We start from the raw sequence: 19,952 nt of genomic DNA on the forward strand, positions 1-19,952 counted from the left end.
TTTAAGCCAGATCAGAAGTTCACGCCGAAGCTGAGGGCGAGGAAGTCGCGGTCGGTCAGGGTGTTGTAGTCACCGCCAAAAAAATCCGTGTAGCTCAGGCTTGCGGTGTAGGTGCTGCGATAGTCCGCATCCACGCCGACGCTGATGGCCTTGGCGCCTTTGTTGAACAGGCCGTTAGGGCCGTAGCCCGCGACGTCATGGGACCAGGACAGGTTGGGCTTGAGGTTTACACCGGCAATGGCGTTGTTGTAGTCAAGGATCGCCCGCGCCCGGTAACCCCACGAGGTGGAGGTGACAAAACCGTCGGTGTCACCTTGAAAACCATAGGCGCCGTATACCGAGTCTCGGCCGTAGCGCAGCTTGCTTTTGTCTTCCAGGCCCGCGACGTGCACTACCGCCGCTTCGCCCACCAGGGTCAGGCGCTCGGCGCCCAGTACCTGGTCGAAGAACTGAGTCATGGTGCTCTGGATCTGCGTGATTTCCTTGCGGCGGTAGCCTTTGTTGTCGTCGCCGAAATTGCTGCGGATGGGTGAAGCAAGTTGGCCCGCGATGGGATTGACCAGGGCCAGGGTCAGGTCAGTGGTGTTGAGCTGCACCGGCGCATTGGGCCGATAGCTGATTTCGCCGGTCCATGCCGTGCCCGTGGGCAAGGTGGTGGAGAAACTGGCGCCGAACAGGCGAATGTCTTCCGGGTAATCCAGGTAGTACTGGCCACGGCCAAGCAGGGTGCTTTGCGCCAAACCAGCACCGGAGCCGGGCGCCAGGGCGTTGGCGGTGTTGATGATGCGCCCGATGGTGGCCAGGTTGGTATTGGCGGTCAGGGTGCCGACGGTCGGTGTGCGGCTGTGGTAGTTCATGAAATACAGGCCGTATTCAGTGTCATCGCCCAGCCAGCGCAGGGCCGCGCCGAACTGGCCGGAGTCGCGCGCATCGCGGTCACCGGCACGCCGTACAATCACGCCTTCATTGGTCACGCCAAACCCTTGACCAAAGGCAGCGGCCACCGGTTGCAGCGGTCGGATCGCCGGGCTGCCCACGGTGTAGTTATTGGTGCAGCCATCCGCCGCCACGTCCCCGCCGAAGAAGGTGCCGCAGTTGTCGAGCACCGTCTGATCCCATTCCAGCTGGTAGAAACCCTCGACGGTCAGTTGATTGGTCAGGCTCTGGGAGGCAAACAGCATGTTCACCGGGATCAAGCCTTCCTTGATCTCGGCACCGGGCCTGCGGAACGCCGACACGTCGATCGGGTTGATGCTGTTGATGGAATTACCGATGAAGGTACTTTCGCCCCAACTGACCACCTGCTTGCCGGCGCGCACGGTGCCGGGCAGGTCGCCCAGGGAGTAGTTGTGGTAGACGAAGGCATCGAGGATCTGCGCACCGCTGGATTTGGCGCCTTCCTTGCGGTTGTGGTCGCTGATGGGCTTGAACTCGCGGTCTTCGTCCTTGAGTTCAAAGTCGTACCAATACTTGCCACGCACGAATACGCCGGTGTCGCCGTACTTCAACTCAAGGTCGTGCAGCCCCTTGAAGATCTTGGAGAAGGTCTCGCCCTTCTTGAAATTGAGGCGCCCGTCATCCCCGGTGGACGCCTGGCCCGTCCCGCCATTGACGGTGCCGACCAGGCTTTTATCGGCATCGCGCATGCCCCAACTGGCGCCGACCGACAGCGAAGAGTCGAATTGCCCCTCGATCTCGCCGATGTTGAACGAAACAGCCTGCGCCTGGGCACAGCAGCCCAGCGCAACCGCAGTGGCCAGCGCCTGTGGCGTGAAGATGGCGCGCATTATTGTTTTTGTCATGCGTCTTCCCCGGTGAGTGACAGAAGGCCCCACCCTACTGCCGCCCTTGAGGAGCGATAAGCGCACCAAGGAGGTATTCGTGTTGTCGCTCGAAAGGATGAAGGGGCTCTCTGGCCGGGCGTTGGCCTGGTGACATGCATGCGATGGATGAAGGGTTATCAGAAGAATCGATGGCGCCTTGTAATTATTGCCGATCTGGTAACAGTCCTTGTCCCGATTTGCTATTACTCATTCTGTTACAACCGATTATTCTTGCCTGGCTTTCAGGGCAAAGAGCCCGCTCCCGCATCAGGGAGAAAAGCTGATTTATAGCGGATTGATCCAGTAATCAGTCTGTTCCCGGTGTTCACTGACGTTGATTTGTCGCTCCTTGATCCAACGTCTTACTTCGGCCGCTGCCTATGCAGCGGCCTTTTTTATGCAAAAAATAAAACGGGGCGTCATCGACGCCCCGTGGGATTCATTGATTTACCGGCAATGATCAGAGGCTGAACTTCTGCAAGTTGGCCATCATTTCCTTCAACGCCTCGATGTTGTCCTTGGGGTGCGCAGCCCCTTCGAAGTCGCAGATCTGCTGCCAGTGCGCGGCCACATCTTCCGGCGAAAAACCGGCCTCGGGATCAAAACCCACACCCAGACTACGCTCCCAGCGGGTCTTGCCGATCCAGCCGCCACCCACTTCAAACAAGCCTGCGGTTTCCTCACAGGCTTCACTGCCCAGGTACACCACCAGCGGGCTGACCAGTTCTGGCTTGAGCCGCTCGAACACTTGCGGCGGGATCAGCCCTTCGGTCATACGCGTGCCACCGGTAGGAGCAATCGCGTTGACCAGGATGTTGTTCTTGCGCCCTTCCAGCGCCAGGGTGCGGGTCAGGCCATACAGGCCCAACTTGGCCATGCCGTAGTTGGACTGGCCGAAGTTGCCGTAGATACCGGACGTAGACGCCGTGAAGATCACCCGGCCATAACCCTGCTCGCGCAAATGCGGCCAGGCGGCGCGGGTGACTTTGTAGGCGCCTTCGACATGCACCCGGTAAACCAGGTCCCAGTCGCTGTCATCCATTTTATGGAAGGTCTTGTCGCGCAGGATCCCGGCGTTGTTGACTACCACGTCGACCCGGCCGAAAACATCCAAGGCGTTCTGTACGATTTTGTCGCCGTCGGTGACGGAGTCATGGTTGGCTTCGGCAATGCCGCCCGCCGCGCGAATCTGCGCCACCACCCGGTCAGCCGCCGAGGCATTGGCCCCCTCGCCTTGGGTTGAGCCACCCAGGTCGTTGACCAGCACTTTGGCCCCGTGCTTGGCGAACAGCAGCGCATGGGCCTGGCCCAAGCCACCACCGGCGCCGGTGACGATCACGACCTTATCCTGGAACTGCACTGACTCACTCATACCGAACTCCGCTGGGGACAATGGGAATAGGCAGAGTGTCACGCACGCAGCCTTTGGTCACAATAAAGACGCCCAGGGCTGAATGGTGCCTGATAAGGCAGCAGGATGATGCGCAGACTCAGGAATAGGCCGCACGCGGTGACGGCTGGCCGATGCGCTCACGAAACGCCTGGTAGTGCCTGAGTACCTGGACCGGCGCCTCGATCTGCGGGTAGTGGCCGATATTGGCCAGCCTTATCGTGTCGGGCTCAGGCACCAGTTGGCGATAGCGCTCGACCATATGGGCACCGGAAATCGGGTCTACTTCGCCGTCGATCACCCGCAACGGCACTTCGCCTTGCTGCATGGCCGCCAGCCAACGCTCGCGCAGACGACGGCGCTGGGGAATGTAGGCGATGAGTTTGTGCAGGATACGCGGGCCGTCGTTGCAACTGATCAAACTCCAGAAATCATCCAGCACACTTTCACTGGGTCGCGTCTGGGGGCCGAAAATCTGGTTGAAACTGCTGGCCAAGGCATTGCGCCCAAATGCCCGGCCGATCATCCAGCCCAGAGGGCTGAGCAATAGCTTTTGCACCAGCGCCGGCCGATGGGTTTCCGGAAACAGCCCGCCGTTGAGAAATACACAACTCGCCATCTGGAACTGCCCCTCGTAATGCCGGGCCAATAACTCTTGGGCGACGCTGTCGCCATAGTCATGGGCCAACACATGCACCGGCTGCTCTACGCGCAGGTGCTCAAGCAGCGCCTGTTGCAGGTCGGCCTGTTCCAGCAGGCAATAGTCGTGGTTCAAGGGTTTGGCCGAGTCGCCAAAGCCGAGCATGTCGCAGGCAATTACCAGGTTGCGCTGGGCCAGGGGCTGCCACAGGTAATGCCAGTCCCAGCTGGCCGTGGGGAAACCATGAATCAGCAGCAACGGCTCACCCTGCCCGGCCACCCAATACCGCACGGTGTGGCCACGAAAGACGAAGTCCTGGCCGCGCTTGCGCCAGGCTCTGAGCGGTATCTCGGCGAGTGGCATCAGCTTTTATACCCGGGGTCCTGTTGGTCCAATTTGCGCAGCAGTGCCGGCCAGGCCAGCGCACCGCCCATACCTTGGGCGCTTTTTGTGACAGCTGCCACCATCGCCTTGGCACCGGCGAGAATCTGCGGCTCGATGGCGATCAACTCGGTGCCGCCGCTCTGGGCCAGTACCTGGATCTCGCAAGCGCGCTGGAAGGTGAACATCATCAGGAAGGTATCGGCGATGCTGCCGGCGCAGGTCAGCAGGCCGTGGTTGTGCAGCATCAGGAAATTGTGCTGGCCCAAATCCGCTTGCAGGCGGGCCTTTTCCTCGTGATTGAGCGCCACGCCCTCATAGGCGTGATAGCCAAGGCTCGACAGCACGAACAGCGATTGCTGGCTGATGGGCAATACGCCCTGCTTTTGCGCACATACCGCCACACCCGCAGCGGTGTGGGTATGCAGCACGCAGGTCACATCGTGGCGCACTTCGTGGATGGCGCTGTGGATGATGTAGCCCGCCGGGTTGATCTCGTAGGGGCTGTCCATTTGCTTATTGCCGGCCTGGTCAACCTTGACCAGGCTCGACGCGGTGATCTCGTGGAACATCAGCCCATAGGGGTTGATCAGGAAATCTTCAGTGCCCGGCACCTTCGCCGAAATATGCGTGAAGATCAGGTCATCCCAGCCGTGCATGGCCACCAGCCGATAACAGGCCGCCAGGTCCACGCGGGTTTGCCATTCAGCGGGGCTGACCTGGGCTTTGACGTTTTGTGGCGATGGAGCAGGGGCTAGGCTCATGGCAATGACCTCCTTGGCGCACTTCTTATTGTGTCTAAAGTGAGAGCCAGTCTAGTCAGACGCCGAGGCGCAAGGAGTTTCCTTGGCAGCCAGCTTGATGACTGAGCGAGTCAGTCATGAGAATAGTACAGATATGGGTCAAACAAGCGCCGTCAATAACGGCGCTCTCGGGTATTCAACCGCGCAGCGCAGTGACCAACTCGCCCAGCCAAGGCTCGGCATCAGCTTCCGGAGTAACGCTTTCACTGGCGTCCAGGCGCAGCATTGGCAACACTTCGTGGACACCCAGCTCGGCGAACAATTCGCGGATTTGTTCACCACCGCCACAAAAGGTATCGCCATAGCTGGCGTCGCCCAGGCCGATGACTGCACCTGGCAGGCCGCGCCAGGCGGCGGGCAGTAGGTCGCGAATGGTCGAATACAGCGGTTGCAGATTGTCGGGCAGCTCGCCCATGCCGGTGGTCGAGGTCACCGCAAGGAATGCCTCGGGAGCAAAGGCCTGCACATCTGCCAGCGTGGCACGAGGGTTGTGCCAGGCGTTGAAACCTGCGTCCTTGAGGATTTCTTGCGCGTGGCGAGCGACTTCTTCAGCCGTACCGTAGACCGAGCCGGAGAGGATGGCGACTTTCATCAATCTGATCCTGTAGTTGAGTGAAAGCGTGGGATATTAGCAGCCTGTGGGAATATTTCAGTGCGCACCGTGCAACATTCCAGACTTGCCATAAACTGGCAAGGTCAAAATCAGGCCAGGGACCGCTCAATGATTAACGCTAAACTGCTGCAAATGGTCGTCAATGCGTCCAACGACGGGATCGTCGTTGCCGAACGCGAAGGCAAAGACAAACCGCTGATCTACGTCAACCCGGCCTTCGAACGGCTGACCGGCTATACCCTCGACGAGATCCTGTATCAGGACTGCCGCTTCCTGCAGTCGGGCGACCGCGACCAACCGGCCTTGATCGCCATTCGTGACGCGCTCGACAGCGGCGGCGCCTGCAGGGAGATCCTGCGCAACTTTCGCAAGGACGGCACGCCTTTCTGGAACGAGCTATCGCTTTCCACCGTGTACAACGAGGTCGACAAGCAAACCTATTTCGTCGGCGTGCAGAAAGACGTCACCACTCAAGTCAAGGCACAACAGCGTGTCGCTCAACTGGAAGCCCAGCTGGCCGAGCTCAAGAGCGAGCTCGCGGCACTCAAGGCGACGAGTGGATTTAACAAACTGTAAAAAACGCGGTCTTTAGAGCGATAATGGCTTTTTAATGCCTCAGCCTTGAGCTAGATCAATGCAACGCGACACGCTATTGACGCAGGACGAACTGGATTTTATCCAGGACATGCAGCACAACCCGCAGCTCAACCTGCGGGATGCATGGTCGAGCCTGACGGTTAATGGCGGGGCACAGATTCGCGATTTGCTCACGCGGCTAGCGGCTCACGACCAAGTCACCATCCAGGCGCAGTTCGACAACCAGCAACTCACCTTCCCGTTGCACCTGGTGGAAGATGAGTTTCACGCTGTGCATTTGCGCCTGGGCGTACCGAGCATTTTTGAAGACGGGCCGATGATCCGCCCGTGGCGCCTGGCCCTTGAAACGCCGGTGGCGCTGGAAAACATCAAGGGCTACGCCAGCGCGTTGTGGGTGCACGAAGTGTCATTCAAAGGTGTGTTGGTAGAAGTGCGTGGCCGGGTCAAACCGCCGAAGACCTTTTCCCTGTGGTTCAGCCCTTCCGGCTACGAGCGCATCGCCCTGCGCGGCACGCTGGAGCGCGAAACCGCCCGAGGCTTGTTCGCTTATCGCCTGAGCCAGAGCGATGCCGATGAGATCGAACGGCTACGCCAGTTCATCCTGCACCAACACCGCCTGGTGCATCCGCACGTTCACGCCTGAGACTCGGCCCCCAGATGGCCGCTGAGCAGTTGCTGCAAGCGGCGCGGCATCAAGCGTCCGTCATTGCCCAGGCAACCAATCGACGAACCCTCCAGGCTGTGCTCTGCCAGGTCCGACGCTTCTCCAGCCAGTAACAACGGGCAATCGAGGGTGAAGGCCAGGCGATTGAGCCGCGACGCCAACTCTGTGCCAGGGGCGTGGTTGGAAAACAGCACCAAGGCTTGCGGTCGGGTGCGCTCGCAGATCAGCGTCAATTCATCCAGTGGCTGGCCAACGCCCAGGACCTTGACCGCCAGCTTCTCGCTCGACATCAACAAGCCCGCCACCAGTAACTCCAGCTCACGGCACTCTCCGGCAATGGCTGACAGCAACACCCTGGGCACGGGTGAGGCACAGGCCATTTGCAGACAGCGTGCGACGCGCGAGCGCAGGAAGTTATCGAAGAACAGCCACTCGCTGGCTTGGCCAAAGCGGCCTTGGTGACGTAACAACTGCTGCCACAGCGGGAGCAAAATGTCTTGGAACACCACGGTCGTCGAATAGACGCTGAAGATCTGGCCATACAACCGGTCGAGCTCACGATCATCAAAAGCACTGATGGCCAGCCGCAGTTGCGCCTGCCACTGGCGCCACTCCAGTTCGGTATCGCTGCGTGACGCCGTGGCCGGTTCGTTGGCCTGTGGGTCGCGCGCCAAAAGCTTGCCGACTTTGCTCACCGCCACGCCCCGCTCGATCCAGTCGAGGATGCGGTGCACGGTGTCGATATCGGTGCTTGAGTAAAGCCTGTGCCCACTTTCGGTGCGTATAGGCTGGATCAAACCGTAGCGACGCTCCCACGCACGCAACGTCACCGGGTTCACACCCGTGAGTCTTGCCACTTCACGAATCGGAAACAGCCCCTCGCAGTCAGTGTGGCTGTCGGGTGTCGTTTCGCGAAGAGGCGCAGTGATTTCGGGCATCAGCGGTCTAAAAACTTGTATGAATTTGAATACTATTTAACGCCGATTGAACTGCATGATTCAAGATCTACGGCGATCCATCCGAAGTTTCTGGCGTATTTGGGCAAATCCGGAATAATCCTTGCCTGTTCTTTTGCGTCGCTGCACCACCCCGCAGCTTCGTCCGTGCACAGCCTACCCGGCTCGGCGCACTTGCTGATTTGGAGATATACGATGTCTACCTCACCCGTCACCTTGATGGTTGCGCGCCGCGTGGCCAAGGGTCGCTACGAAGAGTTGATGGCCTGGCTGCGCGAAGGCGAGCAATTGGCGACTGACTTCCCCGGTTACCTGGGTTCCGGCGTGCTGGCCCCGCCGCCTCATGATGATGAGTTCCAGATCATCTTCCGCTTTGCCGATGAAAAAACCCTGCATGCGTGGGAATTCTCAGCCTCGCGCGGCGCGTGGCTAAGCCGTGGCAGCGAGCTGTTTGCCGACCCGTCGGAGCACCGTGTCAGCGGTATCGATGGCTGGTTTGGCGCAGTAGGTGCCCGCCCGCCACGCTGGAAACAGGCCGTGGCCATCTGGCTGGCATTTTTCCCGGTATCGCTGCTGTTCAACTTCGGCCTGGGCTCGCTGCTCAATGAGCTGGACCTGTTCAGCCGTGTACTGGTGAGCACCGCTGCCCTGACCCCGCTGATGGTTTACCTTTTTATACCGCTGTCGACCCACCTGCTGGCGAACTGGCTGCACCCCTCGCCCCCTCGCAAGGTCACCGAAGCCGCCGCTTGAGTACAGGGAGGCCGGGGCGCTGGTATAGTTTGAGCCTGCCAGCGACTTGAGCCTCCCATGAATGCAACCAACGCTCCGATCCTGATCACCGGTGCCGGCCAGCGTGTCGGCCTGCATTGCGCCGAGCGCCTGCTGGATGAGGGCCAATCGGTGATGTTCAGCTACCGCAGCGAACGCCCCGGCGTGCAGGCGCTGCGTGAGCGAGGCGCCATCGGCGTGTTTGCCGACTTCTCCAGCGAAGCCGGCGTGCTGGCTTTCATTGGCGCAGTGAAAACCCATACCCAAAGCTTGCGCGCAATCATCCATAACGCTTCAGCCTGGGTCGCGGAAACTCCGGGCGACGAAAGCCGTGCCTTTATCGACATGTTCAGCGTGCACATGCTTGCGCCGTACCTGATCAACCTGCATTGTTCACCTTTGCTGCAACGTTCGACACCCGCCGATATCGTGCATATCAGCGATGACGTGGTGCGCAAGGGCAGCCGGCAGCACATCGCCTATTGCGCCACCAAGGCCGGGCTCGACAGCCTCACGTTATCGTTTGCCGCGCAGTTTGCGCCGCTGATCAAGGTCAACGGCATTGCCCCGGCGATGGTGATGTTCAACGAAGGCGATGACGCAACCTATCGCGCCAAGGTCCTGGCCAAGTCGGCCCTGGGCATCGAGCCCGGGCCCGAGGTGATCTACCAGAGCGTGCGTTACCTGCTGGACAACCCCTATGTCACCGGTACCACCCTGACCGTCAACGGTGGGCGGCATATCAAGTAAGCCGTTTTTGAGGATGTTGTATGACCGTATCCCTGCCCCACCACTATCGCGAAATCCTCAAGGGCCTGGGCGAAGACCCGCAGCGCGAGGGCCTGCTCGATACGCCCAAGCGTGCCGCCAAGGCCATGCAGTACCTGTGTCATGGCTATGAGCAGAACCTGGAAGAAATCGTCAACGGCGCGCTGTTTGCGTCGGACAATGACGAGATGGTGATCCTCAAGGACATCGAGTTGTATTCGTTGTGCGAGCATCACCTGCTGCCCTTTATCGGCAAGGCCCATGTGGCCTATATTCCGACCGGCAAGGTGCTGGGCCTGTCAAAACTGGCGCGCATTGTCGACATGTTCGCCCGACGCCTGCAGATCCAGGAAAACCTCACGCGGCAAATCGCCGACGCCATCCAGGACGTGACCCAGGCCGCCGGCGTGGCGGTGGTGATCGAAGCCAAGCACATGTGCATGATGATGCGCGGCGTAGAGAAACAGAATTCAACCATGAACACCTCGGTGATGCTCGGCGCCTTTCGCGAGTCGAACACCACCCGCATGGAGTTCCTGCAACTGATTGGACGGAGCAAGTAGCAATGCCACAACTTCAACCAGGCATGGCGCGTATCCGGGTCAAGGACCTGTGCCTGCGCACCTTTATCGGCATCAACGAGGACGAGATCCTCAACAAGCAGGATGTGCTGATCAACCTGACCATCCTGTATGCCGCCCAGGAAGCCGTACGTGACAACGACATCGACCACGCCCTGAACTACCGCACCATCACCAAGGCCATCATCGCTCACGTCGAAGGCAATCGCTTTGCCCTGCTGGAGCGCCTGACCCAGGAACTGCTGGACCTGGTGATGAGCAACGAATCGGTGCTGTACGCCGAAGTCGAAGTAGACAAACCCCACGCGCTGCGTTTTGCCGAGTCGGTTTCGATCACTCTGGCCGCCAGCCGCTGATAGCAAGTGAGCCCTATGAACGACCAACAACGCCTCGAACTCGAAGCCGCCGCCTTTCGCCGACTGGTAGCCCACCTGGACAGCCGCAAGGATGTGCAGAACATCGACCTGATGAACCTTGCCGGCTTCTGCCGCAACTGCCTGTCCAAGTGGTACAAGGCCGAAGCCGACGAGCGCCAGATCGAGCTCAGCCTCGATGACGCCCGTGAAGTGGTGTACGGCATGCCGTACGCCGAGTGGAAAGCCCAATACCAGCAAGAAGCCAACGCCGACCAACAGGCCGCGTTTGCCAAAGGCACCCCCCAGGGTTAGGCGCTAAGCCCTCACGACGTGGGGCCAGCCCGCGGGAAAAACCAGGAAAGCAAAAGCATGCAGATTCAAACCTTTGATACTGCGGATGTGGATCAGCAACTGGCGATTTCCGGCTGGCAGGAGCACTACCAGCAAATGTCCCCAGGGTATTTTCGGGGCAAAGTTGTGTACATGCAGTTGGACGGCATCGAGGTGTATGAAGAGCAGATGAACACGCGGGTGGAGCAGCATTTCCATGCGCCCGCCGGTTCATTGGTCTTCAGTTTTGATACCAGTGACGGATCGCTGTACCTGCTCAACGAGGACAGTCAGAACACCTGGGTCACCCCGCAAAACTATAAAGAAGTCGCGGTGGTGATCGGCCCTCAATACCTCAAGCAACTTGATTGCCTGAATCTGAACAACCTGGATGGCATGTTCCTCACCCCACTGGTTTCCCGGCAGAGCCAGGTTTTTGGCCACTGGTTGAGCAGCACGCTTCAACGGTTGGCCGTGGGGCAATCCCCGGTGCCTGAAGCAGGGCTGGCACAACAGCTAGTCGACGATTGCCTGTATATCCTCGATTGCCCGAGCCAGACGCCGGACCTGGCAAGCCTGAAACACCGAGCCCATGACCGCCGTCTTATCCAACGGGTTTTCGACCTGGTCATGGCCAGCCCGCAAGAACACTTCAATGTGTTGCAACTGGCCAACGGCGCGGGGGTGTCTGTTCGTCAGTTGCAACAACGCTTCACGTCTTCTATCGGTGTATCACCCAGCCAATGGCAGCGGTTACGCCGATTGAACTTTGCCCGCCGCGACTTACTGCGCAAGGTGCCCGCAGAGACGACCGTGGCGGAAGTCGCCATGCGCTGGTCATTCTGGCACCTGGGCCGTTTCTCCCAGGCCTATTACCAGCTCTTTGGTGAACTCCCCAGCCGCACACTCTCGCGTCCCCGCTGAATCGGCCCCCAAGCGCTTGCGCACCAAAATGATGCGCGCACGCAAGCGTAAATCGGATAGAGGCCAGCCTTCTTGCGCCCGCATTATCGACTTCAAACAAGGAACCGTGCGTTCGCCGGCCACTGTGCCGCGTCGCTAAAACCTCAATAGAACAAAATCAATAAAAAGGACCTTTGAATGAAGCGATTGACTCCCTGTGTTCTGGCCGCGATGTTAACGGTCCCCTCCCTGCAGGCCATGGCAGCAGCCGATCTGGTATTCACCAATGGCAAGGTTTTCACCGGTGTCCCCGGCCAAGCGCTGGCTCAAGCGGTGGCGGTGGAAAACGGAAAAATCCTCGAAGTCGGCAGCGATGCGCAGATCAATGCCCTCGCCGATGCCACCACTCAACGGTTCGACCTTGCGGGCAAGGTGTTGATGCCCGGCATGATTGATACTCACAGCCATCCGGTGTCTGCGGGCCTCGCGAGTCTGGGTGCCAACTTGCTGGATGAAGAAAAGCCATTGCCCGAGCTTGAGCAATGGATCATCGAGCAAGATAAGGCAGGCCGGGCCAGATCCGGGGACGTCATCTTAATTGCCGGCACCAGCTCGGCCTATTGGGATAAAAGCCGCGAACTGGGCAAGATCTTCAACCACGGCCGCTGGGCCGACCAACCGCTGGTGCTCAGTGGCATCGACGGCCACACCGGCTGGGCCAACAACGCCATGCTCAAGCGTGTGAAAGTCGATGCAGCACTGGTAAAAGGCCTGCCTGCGAACGAGCGTGACTACATCGGTCACGAAAACGACTTCACCCCCACCGGTTATTTTGCCGAGTCTCGCTGGGATCAGGTGCGCAATAAGGTTCCTGCACCGAGCAAAGAGATCATGCTCAAGGCTGCCCGCGAAGCGGTGAAGGTCAATAATGGTTATGGCGTCACCGCATGGATGGATGCGGCATCAAACGCCGGCAATGGCGACTCGCTGTTCGACTTCACCGCCACGGAGCAGAGCTACGGCGTGCTGCCGTTCTACCGCGAACTGGCCGAGAAGGGCGAACTCAGTGCCCACGTCGCCGCCTTGATGCTGACCAACTCCAAAAGCAAGCCGGCCGACCTGGAAGTCGTGGCCAAGGTGATGAAAAAATTCGAGGGCGTGCCCAATCTGACATTCCCCGGCATCAAGATCTTTGCTGACGGCATCATGGAGTTTCCAGGGCAGACCGCAGCGGTCATCGCCCCCTACAAAAACACTAATAAACGCGGTCAGTTGCTGATCGATCCGAAGCATTTCGGTGAGTTGGTGGTGGCTGCGGAAAAGCGCGGCTGGATCATGCATGTGCACGCGGACGGTGACCGCGCCGTACGTGAAGCCCTCAATGGCTTCGATTATGCGCGCCGCCTCAACCCGACGCCTGTGGCCCATAGCCTCGCGCACTTGCAAGTGGTCGATCCAGACGATTTCCCTCGTTTCAAGCAACTGGGGGTCATTGCCTCCATGCAATTGCTGTGGGCCACCAGCGAGAGTTACACCGAAGAACTGGTCAAGCCTTACATCAGTAAGTTTGCCTACGATCATCTGTACCCCGCCAAATCCCTGCATGACGCGGGTGCAACCATCGCGGGCGGCAGTGACTGGCCCGTCTCTGGCCCCAACCCGTGGAATGCCATTGCTCAGGCCAGTACGCGTAAAGGCCCATTGGGGGTGCTTAACGCCAAGGAAAGCCTTGATCGCCAGACCATGTTCTACGCCTACACCCTCAACGCCGCCAAAACCCTTCGCCTGGATCAACAGATCGGCTCTCTGGAACCCGGTAAGCAGGCTGACCTGATCGTCCTTGATCGCGATGTGTTCAAGGTCAGCGACGACGAGCTATTCGAGACCAAGGTCCTGAACACCTTCTTCTCCGGCAAACAGATCTGACCCACTCGCTCAATATTACGCAAACACCTGACGCCGCTCCCAGAGCGGCGCTGGGCACACTCGCGCCTGGAATAACTCACACACTCATAACAATAAGAGACTCCTATGAACGCACTTTCCGTCTTCACGCTTGCAGCGCTCGCCTTGACGCCCCTGATCAACGCTCAAGCCGTCGAGCTCAACAACAGCTTCGAGCTCATCATCAACCCCGCGCTGGTCAGCGACTATCGCACCAGTGGCATCTCGCAAACCCTGGGTGACCCTGCCGCACAACTGGGGATTACCCTCAACCACGCCAGTGGTTTGTACGCCGGCGTCTGGACCTCGAATGTCGACTTTGGCAATGGCTCCAAAACGCGCCAGGAAATCGAATATTTCGCCGGCTATTTTTGGCAAATCCATGACCGCATCAGCCTGGACACTTTCTACACGCAGTATGAGTACCCGCGCCAAAGCGATTACAACCAGGGCGAACTCAAGACTGTTTTGGATGTTTACGGCGTTCTGCTCGGCGGCAAATACGTGCGCAACATGAAAGGCCCTGACTACGAGGATGAACATGGCGAGTTCCACAAGGGTAAACAAGACGAGGACCTGTCATCGTGGTTCATCGGTTACCACACCGTGCTGCCCGCAGAGGTCGGCCTGGAAGCTCGCTATGAATACGTCGACTACAAAGACGATGTATTTTTCAGTAACAACGGCAACGGCCGTGCCGATTATCACAACTGGGAAATCAAGCTCAGCCGCGAGTTGGGCGGCGTTAACTGGTCGCTGAGCTATATCGACACCGACCTCTCGAAAGCCGAATGCACCAGTTTTACCGGCTTCGACAACCTGTGCAGCGCAACAATAGTGGCCGGCGCAAGCAAGACGTTCTAACCCGCCCGTCAGCTTGCATGTGGTTCGAAATAACCTTGAAAAAGTTACTATAGGTAATCTCACCTACACCCGTTAAGAAAGAGCCAGAACCGATGACTGATTTGAATACCCTGCGCGCCAGCCTCAACAGCGGCGAACATGTCTTTGCCGACACCCTGGCCTTTATCGCCGCCGGTTACGACTACCAACCGCAAGCCTTCACCAACGGCAGTGTGGAAAATGCCGCCGGGCAAAATGAAGGGTCGTGCAAGACCTTGGGTCTGGCGCTGCTGGAAGGGTTGAGTGATCAGGAAGCACTGCTGGCGTTTGGTGAGCATTACCGGTCGGTGGTGGCCACTCCGGACGGCAGTGACCATGGCAATATTCGGGCGTTGATTGCCCATGGGTTGGCCGCAGTGAAATTTGCTGAACAGCCTCTGACCCGCCGCTGATTTCATCGTCGACCCCGCTCAATGTGGGAGCCGGGCGTGCCCTGATGCCTGTATGAGCGAGCTTGCTCGCGAAAAACTCAAAGGCGCCGCGCTCATTCAGCAAGCACGCGTTATCGTTGACGTTTTTCGCGAGCAAGCTCGCTCCTACAGAAAGCGATGACCGCTTAACTGACCGGTAACCACGATGCGAAGCGAGCCGCTCTTGATCTTGATCTGCTTTTGATCTTAGGCGCCCCGTCAAACCACGCTGGCCGGAATTCGACAGGGATTTGGGGGGTAAACCGGCAGGGATGCCGGTTTAGCCGCCCCGCGCCATGGATGGCGCGTGGCGGCGGCCCCCCGAATCACTGGCGGATTACGGGCACACCGAGCCCAAGCGAGGTGCCGAGTGGTGGGGCAAGAGCGTTTTGCTTACTTTTGCGCTGTTCAAAAGTGAGCCGCCGTCAGGGCGGAACCCTAAGTGGCCGTTACCGCAGGAATGGATATGTACACGGTCCAACTGTGTTGACTGTTTAGGCCGCCTTCGCGAGCAAGCCCGCTCCCACAGTTTGATTGCGAGGTGTCAGGTAGATTGGCGTCGGCTGTTAGGCCGCCTTCGCAGGCAAGCCAGCTCCCACATTTGTTTTACTGTGTGGGCTGGATCGCAGACATAAAAAAGCCGGCTTCGCAGCCGGCTTTTTTGAGTCAACGGGTTTAGAACGAAGCGTCCTTCAAACCGTCGAGGTAACGCTCGGCATCCAGGGCCGCCATGCAACCAGCGCCGGCCGAGGTGATGGCCTGGCGGTAGACGTGGTCTGCCACGTCGCCGGCAGCGAAGATACCTTCGATGTTGGTCGCAGTCGCATTGCCTTCACGGCCACCCTGCACCACCAGGTACCCGTCCTTGGCTTCCAGCACGCCTTCGAACAGCGAGGTGTTCGGGGTGTGGCCGATGGCGATGAACACACCGTCGACTTTCAGCTCGTCGAAGCTGCCGTCGTTGTTTTTCAGGCGCGCACCGGTCACGCCCATGTTGTCGCCCAAGACTTCATCCAGGGTGGCGTTGAGCTTGAGGATGATCTTGCCTTCAGCGACACGGGCGTGCAGCTTGTCGATCAGGATTTTCTCGGCGCGGAAGGTCTCGCGGCGGTGAACCAGGGTCACGGTGCTGGCGATGTTGGCCAGGTACAGCGCCTCTTCCACGGCAGTGTTGCCACCGCCGACCACGGCAACCGGCTTGTTGCGGTAGAAGAAACCATCGCAGGTGGCGCAGGCCGAAACGCCCTTGCCCATGAACACTTCTTCCGACGGCAGGCCCAGGTATCGAGCACTGGCGCCGGTGGCGATGATCAGCGCGTCGCAGGTGTACACACCGCTGTCACCGGTCAGGCTGTAAGGCTTTTTCGAGAAGTCGACCTTGTTGATATGGTCGAAGACGATCTCGGTTTCAAAGCGCTCGGCGTGCTCTTTCATACGCTCCATCAGCACCGGGCCGGTCAAGCCGTGCACATCGCCCGGCCAGTTGTCGACTTCAGTAGTGGTGGTCAACTGACCGCCCGCCTGCATGCCCGTGATCAGCAGCGGCTTTAGATTGGCCCGGGCAGCGTAGACAGCGGCGCTGTAACCGGCAGGGCCGGAACCGAGAATAATCACTCGGGAATGACGGGTATCTGACATGACTCACTCCTACCGACCGCCCAGACCACAGGGCAGCGGGAATAAAAAAGGACGGCGAAGCACTTGGGGAAGGCTTTAACTCGCCAGGTCCTGAAAAATAATGGGTGCAGCGTATCGAGGGGGGCAAGATTAAGGAAATACGCATTAACAATCCAGCTCATAGGTGTTCTCTATGCGCGCATTCAAGTTAATCGACCCCTTTGTAACCCTGGATGTCGCCTACCTGCCCACGCTTTCACATCAGGAGCAAAGCCGGTAAGGTCGGCGCGTTCGCCATTTTGCTCGGAGTACTCCATGCCCGCCCCTGCTCTTTCCGGCCCGCAATACCTGCGTGAAGGCCTCAAACTGGTGTTGAGCCCTGGCCTGCGCCTGTTCGTGTTGCTGCCGTTGGCGATCAACCTGGTGTTGTTCGTCGGGTTGATCTATTTCGCCGGCCATCAGTTCAGCCTGTGGGTCGATAGCTTGATGCCAACGCTGCCCCACTGGCTAGGCTTTTTGAATTACCTGTTGTGGCCGCTGTTTGTGGTGCTGGTGGTGCTGATGGTGTTTTTCACCTTCACCATGCTCGCCAATATCATCGCCGCGCCGTTCAACGGGTTTCTCGCCGAGAAGGTTGAGGTCGTGGTACGTGGCACCGATGACTTCCCGCCGTTCAGTTGGGCTGAACTGGCCGCCATGGTCCCACGCACCCTGGCGCGGGAGATGCGCAAGCTGGGTTACTTCCTGCCACGTGCCATCGGCCTGTTTATCCTGTCGTTCATCCCGGTGGTCAACCTGATCGCGGCGCCGCTGTGGCTGCTGTTTGGCGTGTGGATGATGGCGATCCAGTACATCGACTACCCGGCCGATAACCACAAGCTGGGCTGGAACGAGATGCTCGCGTGGCTGCGCCAGAAGCGCTGGCAGAGCATGAGCTTTGGCGGCATTGTTTACCTGGTGCTGCTGGTGCCGGTGGTCAACCTGTTAATGATGCCAGCGGCGGTGGCCGGGGCGACGTTGTTCTGGGTGCGTGAACAAGGCGCCGAAACGATGGCGCAGCAAGCGGTGGCCAAGTCATAAATCCATCATCGCACTGACACAATGGCGACATGGCCCACGCCGACACTGTGGGTCATGACGACAGCCTCGCTTCACATCACCCTCATTACCGAAACCTTCCCGCCGGAGATCAACGGGGTGGCCAATACCCTTGGCCGCCTGTGCGAAGGTTTGCGCTCACGCGGCCATCAGGTCGAGCTGGTACGCCCACGCCAGAGTGCCGACCAAAGCCGCCCCAGCGACGATGAACTGCTGCTGTGCCGCGGCTGGCCACTGCCCGGCTATCCAGGCCTGCAATGGGGCCAATCGTCAATGCGCAAGTTACTGCGCCGCTGGACGCGCCAGCGCCCCGATGTGCTGTATATCGCCACCGAAGGGCCGCTGGGGCTTTCGGCGTTGCGCGCCGCGCGGCGCCTGGGCATCAGCGTGGTCAGCGGCTTTCATACCAATTTCCAGCAGTATTCGAACCAGTATGGCTTGAGCCTGTTGAGCCGCGTGGTCACTCATTACCTGCGTTGGTTTCATAACCGCTCGAGCCTGACCCTGGTGCCAAGCGCAAGCCAGCGCCTGGAATTGGAACGCCGGCATTTCGAACGTCTGGGCATGCTGTCGCGGGGGGTGGACAGCCATCTGTTCCATCCAGCCAAACGCAATAATGCCTTGCGTGATGATTGGGGCTTGGCGAACGACGATATTGCCGTCCTGCATGTGGGACGCCTGGCTCAGGAGAAGAACCTGGGGCTGCTCAAGCGCTGCTTTGAGGCATTGCAAGCTACCTACCCAAGGCGGCGCATGAAGCTGATTATCGTCGGTGATGGTCCCCAACGTTCGTCATTGGAACGTGACTTGCCCGATGCGGTGTTCTGCGGAGCTCAACGCGGCGAGGAGTTGGCAAAGCATTACGCCTCAGGGGATTTGTTCCTGTTCCCAAGCCTGACCGAAACGTTCGGCAATGTGGTACTTGAAGCGATGGCTTCAGGCCTGGGCGTGGTGGCTTATGATCAAGCAGCCGCAAGCCAGCATCTGCGTCATGGCTATAGCGGTGCACTGGCAATGCCCGGGGATGAAAACGCGTTTTGCGATGCGGCCATCTGGCTGCTGGAGGAGCGCGAAACGCTACGCAGAGCGCGCTTGAATGCCCGACAACATGCCAGCCGTCAGGGCTGGCCGGCGATTATCGAGCAATTCGAGCGCCAGTTGCGTGGGGTATGCGAGGACAGTCAGCGAGTGCCTGCCCTCTCACCGCTCACACCAGGGTCATCAACGCCTCACGACTGAAGGGCAAGATGTCGCCCTCACGCCCTTCGCGCACCTTCACGGCCCAATCCGGGTCCACCAGCAACGCACGGCCCACGGCCACGAGGTCGAACTCATCGTTGTTCAGGCGCTCCAGCAGTTTCTCCAGGCTGGCAGGCTGGGCGACCTTGTCGGTGTTGACCATGAACTGCAGGAACTCGCCATCCAGGCCCACGCTGCCCACGGTGATGGTTGGCTTACCGGTAAGCTGACGCGTCCAGCCGGCCAGGTTGAGGTCGGAGCCTTCAAATTCCGGCTCCCAGAAACGGCGAGTGGAGCAGTGAAAAATATCCACGCCAGCGTCAGCCAGTGGCTTGAGGAACTCACCCAACGCTTCAGGGGTTTGTACCAGGCGCGCGGTGTAGTCCTGCTGCTTCCACTGGGAGAAACGCAAGATGATCGGAAAGTCCGGGCCGACAGCGGCGCGGGTCGCCTGGATCAGTTCAATGGCAAAGCGCGAACGGTTGGCCAGGCTGCCACCGTATTCGTCGGTGCGCTGGTTGCTGCCTTCCCAGAAAAACTGGTCGACCAGGTAGCCGTGGGCACCGTGGATTTCCACGCCGTCCATGCCGATCGCCTGGGCATCCTTGGCGGCCTGGGCGAAGGCGTTGATCACGTCCTTGATGTCTTGCTTGGTCATGCCGTGCACAACGACATTGCCGTCCTTGAGCTTTTCCATCGGGCCATAAGCCGGCACGCTGGCGTCAGGCTCGGTGCCGATACGGCGCACACTGCCCACATGCCACAGCTGCGGGACAATCTTGCCGCCTTCGGCGTGGACCGCATCGACCACTTTCTTCCAGCCAGCCAACGCGGCTTCGCCGTAGAAATGCGGCACGTTGGGGTAGCCGTTGGAGGCCTGGTGCCCGACCACGGTGCCTTCAGTGATGATCAAGCCCACACCGGCAGCCGCACGGCGGCGGTAGTACTCGATGACGTTGGAGTTGGGTACGCCACCTGGGGAGAACGAACGGGTCATGGGCGCCATGACCACGCGGGTCGACAGTTGCAATGCACCGAGCTGGAAGGGTTTGAACAAGGCTTGGACGGGCATGGAACGCTCCACGGCAAAGAAATTTATGACGTGGATAATATGCAGACCACAGCGCCACTCATAGCACTATTGATCTAAATGATTAAGGTACAG

General features: G+C 59.3%; 21 protein-coding genes. 13 read left to right on the forward strand and 8 right to left on the reverse strand.

What is annotated here, in order from left to right; all coding sequences use genetic code 11:
- Positions 1-11: 11 nt before the first annotated feature.
- From N2A98_RS22120 to N2A98_RS22140, 5 genes are all read right to left on the reverse strand, one after another.
- Positions 12-1,802 carry a DUF1302 domain-containing protein gene (locus tag N2A98_RS22120; RefSeq protein WP_069558728.1) on the reverse strand — a complete coding sequence of 597 codons (1,791 nt, stop codon included), beginning with the start codon at positions 1,800-1,802 and terminating at the stop codon, positions 12-14.
- A gap of 481 nt (positions 1,803-2,283) precedes the next feature.
- The gene (locus N2A98_RS22125; protein WP_044268345.1) at positions 2,284-3,195 is read right to left on the reverse strand and encodes an SDR family oxidoreductase; all 912 of its coding nucleotides are present in this window, start codon (positions 3,193-3,195) and stop codon (positions 2,284-2,286) included.
- Between the two features lie 118 nt (positions 3,196-3,313).
- Complete coding sequence (locus tag N2A98_RS22130) at positions 3,314-4,216, reverse strand: alpha/beta hydrolase (protein WP_044268347.1); 903 nt, start codon at positions 4,214-4,216, stop codon at positions 3,314-3,316.
- Positions 4,216-4,998: a class II aldolase/adducin family protein gene (locus tag N2A98_RS22135; protein ID WP_275622646.1), complete on the reverse strand. Its 783-nt coding sequence runs from the start codon at positions 4,996-4,998 to the stop codon at positions 4,216-4,218. Before N2A98_RS22135 ends, N2A98_RS22130 begins: the two co-directional genes overlap by 1 nt.
- A gap of 175 nt (positions 4,999-5,173) precedes the next feature.
- A complete protein-coding gene (locus tag N2A98_RS22140) occupies positions 5,174-5,629 on the reverse strand; it encodes a flavodoxin (protein ID WP_275622647.1) in 456 nt (151 codons plus the stop codon).
- 129 nt (positions 5,630-5,758) lie between these two features.
- Between N2A98_RS22140 and N2A98_RS22145 the strand changes: the two genes are divergently transcribed.
- Together N2A98_RS22145 and N2A98_RS22150 are read left to right on the forward strand one after the other, a co-directional pair.
- The gene (locus N2A98_RS22145) at positions 5,759-6,226 is read left to right on the forward strand and encodes a PAS domain-containing protein (protein WP_047711753.1); all 468 of its coding nucleotides are present in this window, start codon (positions 5,759-5,761) and stop codon (positions 6,224-6,226) included.
- A gap of 58 nt (positions 6,227-6,284) precedes the next feature.
- Complete coding sequence (locus N2A98_RS22150; protein WP_125970679.1) at positions 6,285-6,890, forward strand: hypothetical protein; 606 nt, start codon at positions 6,285-6,287, stop codon at positions 6,888-6,890.
- Here the strand turns inward: N2A98_RS22150 and N2A98_RS22155 are convergent.
- Positions 6,881-7,849 (reverse strand): MerR family transcriptional regulator, encoded by a 969-nt coding sequence (locus N2A98_RS22155; protein ID WP_275622648.1) that lies wholly within the window; start codon positions 7,847-7,849, stop codon positions 6,881-6,883. The two genes, N2A98_RS22150 and N2A98_RS22155, sit on opposite strands and share 10 nt — an antisense overlap.
- Positions 7,850-8,062: 213 nt before the next feature.
- On the opposite strand from N2A98_RS22155, the gene N2A98_RS22160 reads away from it, so the two are divergent.
- From N2A98_RS22160 to N2A98_RS22200, 9 genes are all read left to right on the forward strand, one after another.
- Positions 8,063-8,620, forward strand: a complete 558-nt coding sequence (locus tag N2A98_RS22160; RefSeq protein ID WP_057710535.1) for a hypothetical protein — start codon at positions 8,063-8,065, stop codon at positions 8,618-8,620.
- A 57-nt stretch (positions 8,621-8,677) separates the two neighbouring features.
- Positions 8,678-9,388 (forward strand): dihydromonapterin reductase, encoded by a 711-nt coding sequence (gene folM, locus N2A98_RS22165; protein ID WP_044268366.1) that lies wholly within the window; start codon positions 8,678-8,680, stop codon positions 9,386-9,388.
- Between the two features lie 20 nt (positions 9,389-9,408).
- Complete coding sequence (gene folE, locus N2A98_RS22170) at positions 9,409-9,969, forward strand: GTP cyclohydrolase I FolE (protein ID WP_044268369.1); 561 nt, start codon at positions 9,409-9,411, stop codon at positions 9,967-9,969.
- A 2-nt stretch (positions 9,970-9,971) separates the two neighbouring features.
- On the forward strand, positions 9,972-10,343 hold the full coding sequence (gene folX / locus N2A98_RS22175; RefSeq protein ID WP_003194073.1) for a dihydroneopterin triphosphate 2'-epimerase: 372 nt from the start codon (positions 9,972-9,974) through the stop codon (positions 10,341-10,343).
- Positions 10,344-10,358: 15 nt separating this feature from the next.
- Positions 10,359-10,655: a DUF1244 domain-containing protein gene (locus N2A98_RS22180; RefSeq protein WP_044268371.1), complete on the forward strand. Its 297-nt coding sequence runs from the start codon at positions 10,359-10,361 to the stop codon at positions 10,653-10,655.
- A 57-nt stretch (positions 10,656-10,712) separates the two neighbouring features.
- A complete protein-coding gene (locus N2A98_RS22185; RefSeq protein ID WP_275622649.1) occupies positions 10,713-11,597 on the forward strand; it encodes a helix-turn-helix domain-containing protein in 885 nt (294 codons plus the stop codon).
- Between the two features lie 177 nt (positions 11,598-11,774).
- Positions 11,775-13,502, forward strand: a complete 1,728-nt coding sequence (locus N2A98_RS22190) for an amidohydrolase (protein ID WP_275622650.1) — start codon at positions 11,775-11,777, stop codon at positions 13,500-13,502.
- 105 nt (positions 13,503-13,607) lie between these two features.
- Complete coding sequence (locus N2A98_RS22195; RefSeq protein ID WP_275622651.1) at positions 13,608-14,384, forward strand: TorF family putative porin; 777 nt, start codon at positions 13,608-13,610, stop codon at positions 14,382-14,384.
- 92 nt (positions 14,385-14,476) lie between these two features.
- Positions 14,477-14,815 (forward strand): HopJ type III effector protein, encoded by a 339-nt coding sequence (locus N2A98_RS22200; RefSeq protein ID WP_044268381.1) that lies wholly within the window; start codon positions 14,477-14,479, stop codon positions 14,813-14,815.
- Between the two features lie 693 nt (positions 14,816-15,508).
- On the opposite strand, the gene trxB is transcribed toward N2A98_RS22200, so the two are convergent.
- Positions 15,509-16,471, reverse strand: coding sequence for a thioredoxin-disulfide reductase (gene trxB / locus N2A98_RS22205; protein ID WP_275622652.1), 963 nt, complete (start codon positions 16,469-16,471; stop codon positions 15,509-15,511).
- A 294-nt stretch (positions 16,472-16,765) separates the two neighbouring features.
- Here trxB and cysZ point away from each other — a divergent pair, with 294 nt between their 5' ends.
- A complete protein-coding gene (gene cysZ, locus N2A98_RS22210; RefSeq protein ID WP_044274345.1) occupies positions 16,766-17,530 on the forward strand; it encodes a sulfate transporter CysZ in 765 nt (254 codons plus the stop codon).
- Positions 17,531-17,584: 54 nt separating this feature from the next.
- Positions 17,585-18,787 (forward strand): glycosyltransferase family 1 protein, encoded by a 1,203-nt coding sequence (locus N2A98_RS22215; RefSeq protein WP_069557789.1) that lies wholly within the window; start codon positions 17,585-17,587, stop codon positions 18,785-18,787.
- On the opposite strand, the gene N2A98_RS22220 is transcribed toward N2A98_RS22215, so the two are convergent.
- Positions 18,756-19,859, reverse strand: a complete 1,104-nt coding sequence (locus N2A98_RS22220) for an NADH:flavin oxidoreductase (protein WP_078803792.1) — start codon at positions 19,857-19,859, stop codon at positions 18,756-18,758. The two genes, N2A98_RS22215 and N2A98_RS22220, sit on opposite strands and share 32 nt — an antisense overlap.
- Positions 19,860-19,952: the final 93 nt, after the last annotated feature.

It is taken from the genome of Pseudomonas sp. FJ2-5-13 (assembly GCF_029201605.1).
GTDB classification, from domain to species: domain Bacteria; phylum Pseudomonadota; class Gammaproteobacteria; order Pseudomonadales; family Pseudomonadaceae; genus Aquipseudomonas; species Aquipseudomonas lactis.